Genomic DNA, 5,109 nt, shown 5'->3' with positions numbered 1-5,109 from the left:
ATAGCCCGTAAGACCAATCATTCGCAGCAGGCTGTTGATAGATACATCAAAGACTATGAAAGAGTGAAATTTCTTGTCAGAAGAGGTATTGAACCTGCGCGAATACAGCACATGACTGGCAGAAGTCAAACAGTAATTGAACAGTACATTGAAATCATTGAACACTATCATCTTGAGCATGTCAAAGATGAAAAGGAAGGTTAGGTTAAAAATTCAAATTTTCATCAGGGGGTTAATCCCCTGATGAACCAGTCAACACTGTACGACCAGGTCTAACCTCGTAACAGGGCGGACAAATATCCTAAGTGTAAGTTATAAATTAAAAGCTCAAATAGTATTTTCGACAATTTCAATTTCTTCATCAGTCAACCCATATAAATCATATACCATCTGATCTATTTCGTCATCAGTCTTTTTTATTTCTTCTTTCAGTTCCTCGATTTCCTGCTGCAAACTTTCCCATTCATTAACTACTTTTTTAACCACATAGTCTTTATCATAATCAGGTATTTCTATTTGAAGCACCCTTTTAAGCAAATTTCCACTATGATTCACATTGATTTCTTTCAGCTGCTGCTCAGTTAAGTTCTCCAGGTAATGTTTTAAATATCGTCTTTTATACTGGTCATCTTCTTCAAATTTTAATAATTCATATTTGCCGCTGCTTGACTTTTGGGAATAAAGAGTAACTATATTTGCATCTAAACTGACTGTAAAGTCCCGAACTACATAAGCCGAACCTGAATATATTTCATTCTTAAAATTAGATTTCTTTACTATCTCTCTTAAACTGTTTTTAGCCATCCCAATATACCTATGTAAAACATCAAAAAAACTTTTATTTTTTTCTTTTACCATCTCCTTTTTTCTCTTCATTATTTTTGTCACCAAAGATATAATCTTATTTGACAATTTTTTATCTTTATTATGAGGTATCAAAGGCAGACTTTTTAAATCATTAGGATAAACGTGCAACCCCCCACTTAACCTCTCCAGAAAATAAAAATTTATTAATTTTGAGTTTAATAAGCCTAAAATAAATTTATCATCATAATTTTGAATATACTCAAATTCTTGGTCTTGGTCAACAACATATCTTTCATTTCTTTTTGCATTCTTTATTCTATCTTTTCTAATAATTATACTGACTGTATGCTCTGCGTAATGATTTTCTTCATCATAAGCAGCTTTAATTCCTTTGTATCCTGATATATCGGGAACAAATATTTTGGGTTTTTCAAAAAGTTCAGTAAACATGGGATTATAAAGCTCATTAGGTTTATAAATTAGGTATTCCCCTGTGTAATCAAGAAAATATCTTTCCACATTTCTACCATTAATCATTTTTTTAGCATCTGAAGCGTTAGGAGCAGTAGTGACATATTTTTCAATATCTCCTGTTCTTGCTCCCCAATTAATATAATACATATCTCCCAAACAAAATGAATGATCTTCTAATTTTTCTATGATACTTAATTTTTCTTTCGTTAGATTTAATCTATATGAATAATTTGGATTCTCTTTAAAACTATTTTGAGGTATAAATTCCCCTGCAAAATATATATTTTTCTCATCCTCATCAAACCTGTCAACTTTTATCTCACTTGACTTATTCTTGTTTTTTATTACAAATACTAAATTATTTACCGTTGCATCATCGAAAACTTCGACTTTAGACAAATCTAAAAATCTATCTATCATGAAATACTTGTCTATATGTTTTCTCATTAATTCTCCATATCTTTCATATGAAAAAGAGTATGGAACAATGAATGAAAACATACCATTATCTCTTAATAAATTTAAACCCTTCTCAATAAAAGCCATATAAATATCAAATCTACCTTTCAACTTACTATATTGATGATTTAAATGTTCCCTAATATTAGAATTTATATTTTCTATATTTACATAAGGAGGATTGCCAATAACTACATCAAACCCACCATCTTCCATTATTTCAGGAAATTCTTTCTCCCAATCAAAAGCCTTATCCCCGGCAATCTCTGGATCATCAATTAACGAATTCCCACATTTAATATTATCATCGAGATTGGTAAGCTTATCCTGTTTATTGGCTGTCTTTAGCCAGAGGGATAACTTTGTAATTTCCACCGACTCTCTGTTCAGATCCACACCATATAAATTATTCTTAAGTATATTCCTGTATATTCGCTCCTGAGAAGTAAGGCTGGCCTGTAATTCATTATCTCTGCTAACAGCCCCGTTACTCTCATGCAAGGCATTTCTCAATAAATCTCGCTGTTTATTCAACCACCTGTGTTCCTCCAGAAGAAAATCGAATGCCTGATTCAAAAATGCCCCGGAGCCGCAGGCAGGATCAAGAATAGTAATATCCTTCAGCTCTTCTTCATATTTATCGAAAAAATCTATATGCTGTTGCGTATATCTCGTTTGCCAGCTTTTACTGCCTGCCTCTTCGATATCTGGAAGATCATAATAACCGAGTTCCTCTTTTTTATCCTCCAGATAACCTCCCACTGCATTTTCAACTATATAACTGGTAATATACTTCGGCGTGTAATATATACCTTCTTTTTTCCTGCGGGACTCATTTTTGTCATACTCGTCATCTCTAATATCAGCTTTCAGCTGCTCAATATCGGTTATCGACTGCTCAAAGATATGGCCGAGAATATTGACATCCACATCGCTATCAAAATCATATTCGGAAATCTCATATATAGCATCGAAGAAATCATCTTTGATAGTTAGCTCATCCAGCACTTCATCGTAAGCAAACAAACCGCCGTCATAGGCGTTGATATTATGTTTATCGCTGCCTTCATCTACGGCCCTGAATACACCCCTGATCTGATTCCAGATGGCTGTATCTGAAACCTCGAAAGAATTCTTGCCTCTCTCTATAGCCTGATGCAATACATCATTGGGAAGGAGCTGCTTATCTTCACAGAAGCAAATGAAAATTATTCTGTCCAAAAATTTCTGGGCTTTTTCCAGCAAGATTTCAAAATCTATATCTGAATTATTTTCCTTTAAATGCTCGAAAAGATTGATCCGCATATTTTTGTAGAGATTATAAAATTCAACTGAAATATCTTCATGGCGTTTATTGGTGGCTCCAGATAATCTCAGGGTTTCACTTCTGCCCTCTTCTGTAATAAGATGATCCCTGGATAATAAATAATGAAACTTTTTAAACTCATCCTCTTCCACTAAATCCTGCAGGTGAAATACCTCATTATATTCTTTACTGCGCCCAACTTTATATAACCTCATTTCGATGAAATTCGAAACTATAACCCACTTACATTTATCCAACCTATTGGTATAGCTGAAAGCCTGGTCCACCGGTGACTTATAGGTAGCTCCTTCTCTTTTCTGATCCTTATCCAGGGCAACCTGCGGCCCTTTTAATTCAATAACTGCCTTATGCTCTTTTTTGACTTCTCCATTTTCCCTTTTATAAAATCCCAAGATACCATCAGGAGTTTTAGCATCTAAATCTGTTGAACATTCTATTTCCATTGTCCACTGCTCTGCAGCCGGATCGTTTTTATATCCCAAGATATCTTCAAATATAGCGCTGAGGAAAGCCGACTGAAGTCTCTGCTCGTTAAGGCCTTTTATATTGGCTAAGTTTTCCTTCCAATTTCTTATCTTTTCCAGCTTTTCGGTGAAATTTTCTATGTGGTAGTCCTGGATATTTTGCCCTATTATTTTTTTATTGAAAAGTCCAGGCATAAAATTTCATCCCCCATCTTATTTTGAATAATCTTCTAATAAATTGAATTCTATAACTCAAAATTTATTCCTGCCTATAATGAGGAAATAAAAAAGTGCCGGCCAAAAAGCCGGCACTGAAGAAAAGTAAAACTATGAACCACGACAAGTTTCCGAACGCACATATAGATTTACCACGAAATTCCCCTGCGGTCAAGTATTAATTTTGACACATTTAATTAGTTAAACCATCCAGCTTAATTATACAGCTCTCGCAGACATTCTTATCATTTATAGTGACTAAATCCTCAAGTCCGCCACACAAAGTGCAGTCTGGCTGATACTTCTTCAAAATAACTGTTTCTTCATCTACATAAATTTCCATGGGATTTTTTGTCAATCCCTAAATCTTCCCTTGATTTCTTCGGCAAAACTATTCTTCCCAGCTGGTCTACCCTTCTCACTATTCCCGTAGCTTTAATTAAATTTATTCACTCCTCTATTTGTAAGTAATTAAAATAACTTACCTATTTTATTGCTAATTATTCAAAATATTTTGCAGGTAATATGGGGGAGATTAAACAAATATTTTATTAGGGGAGATGGGAGGGAAAATTTCTAAAATTATAAGGAGGCTGATAAGGAGGCTGATCTTGATGAGCCAGAAAAAGGGGGAATTTATTCACAATGGGATTATGTTTTTTGAGGAGGCTAAAAATGCTTAAAAAAAGAGTATTTACTTTAATGCTAGTTTTTCTGCTGGTTTTGGCTTTTTCAGTAAGTGCAAATTCTGAACTTATTACTGACCCTCAGGTTTTCCTTGAAAACGCCGAGGAAAATTTGGAAGAAGGTAATGAGTTTGAGGCATTTGGTGATTATTTGTTTGCATATCATTTGTTAGAAGATGAAAACAAAAAGTCAGAAATTAAAGAGGAAATCAGCGAATTAAGAGAAAGCACTGGTGCAAAACACTCTTTTTCTATGCATGAAGACAAAGAAATTATGGGAGAAGTAAGGCCAGCTGATACTGAAAAAAAGCAAAAATACGGTGTGAATGACTACACATTATATAAGCTTAATATATTAAACCATAGTGGCGAAGATATAGAATTGAATGCTGCTATGACAAGAATAACTGGTTTTACTAAAAGAGGAGATCAATATCAAGCAGTTAACGCAATGGAGATTATGGGGTTAGATATTTCATTAGATAATTTAAACGAACTTCAGAGTGAATTGCCTGCAAATCAGAGAATTTATGATGGCGGCAGCCAAAGTTTATTATTGCTGTTCGAAAAAGATTTTGAGCCTAGGAGACTGTTGAAAAACCTCGTTCTTTGAAAATAAAATATGCGATAATTTCTCGAAAAAATGTTTGAGGCGAAAAAATAAAACACAAGCAGC

The 5,109-nt window shown here is 34.0% G+C and carries 4 protein-coding genes and 1 pseudogene; 3 read left to right on the top strand and 2 right to left on the bottom strand.

Annotation, left to right across the window (positions count from 1 at the left end):
* Positions 1 to 204: DUF1670 domain-containing protein (locus BLT15_RS12705; RefSeq protein ID WP_143423105.1), on the top strand; the 204-nt coding region annotated here is incomplete at its 5' end.
* 123 nt (positions 205 to 327) lie between these two features.
* Here BLT15_RS12705 and BLT15_RS12700 read toward each other — a convergent pair.
* Both BLT15_RS12700 and BLT15_RS13595 read right to left on the bottom strand, forming a co-directional pair.
* On the bottom strand, positions 328 to 3,726 hold the full coding sequence (locus tag BLT15_RS12700) for an Eco57I restriction-modification methylase domain-containing protein (RefSeq protein ID WP_089762413.1): 3,399 nt from the start codon (positions 3,724 to 3,726) through the stop codon (positions 328 to 330).
* 214 nt (positions 3,727 to 3,940) lie between these two features.
* Positions 3,941 to 4,187 (bottom strand): annotated as a pseudogene (locus BLT15_RS13595) (AbrB/MazE/SpoVT family DNA-binding domain-containing protein).
* 120 nt (positions 4,188 to 4,307) lie between these two features.
* On the opposite strand from BLT15_RS13595, the gene BLT15_RS13710 reads away from it, so the two are divergent.
* Together BLT15_RS13710 and BLT15_RS12690 are read left to right on the top strand one after the other, a co-directional pair.
* Entirely contained in the window at positions 4,308 to 4,430 is a 123-nt protein-coding gene (locus tag BLT15_RS13710; protein WP_268762272.1) for a hypothetical protein, read from the top strand.
* Positions 4,423 to 5,046 carry a hypothetical protein gene (locus tag BLT15_RS12690; protein ID WP_089762411.1) on the top strand — a complete coding sequence of 208 codons (624 nt, stop codon included), beginning with the start codon at positions 4,423 to 4,425 and terminating at the stop codon, positions 5,044 to 5,046. The genes BLT15_RS13710 and BLT15_RS12690 overlap by 8 nt, the downstream gene beginning before the upstream one ends.
* Positions 5,047 to 5,109 lie beyond the last annotated feature (63 nt).

The sequence above is a fragment of the Halarsenatibacter silvermanii genome, assembly GCF_900103135.1.
In the GTDB taxonomy this organism is placed as follows: domain Bacteria; phylum Bacillota; class Halanaerobiia; order Halanaerobiales; family Halarsenatibacteraceae; genus Halarsenatibacter; species Halarsenatibacter silvermanii.
Note: the sequence above shows the minus strand (reverse complement) of the source record. Positions and strands in the feature narration are given on the sequence as shown.

Coding starts and splice junctions, on each gene's coding strand:
- BLT15_RS12700 (WP_089762413.1), bottom strand. CDS start 3,726: ATGCCTGGACTTTTCAATAAAAAAATAATAGGGCAAAATATCCAGGAC.
- BLT15_RS13710 (WP_268762272.1), top strand. CDS start 4,308: ATGGGAGGGAAAATTTCTAAAATTATAAGGAGGCTGATAAGGAGGCTG.
- BLT15_RS12690 (WP_089762411.1), top strand. CDS start 4,423: ATGCTTAAAAAAAGAGTATTTACTTTAATGCTAGTTTTTCTGCTGGTT.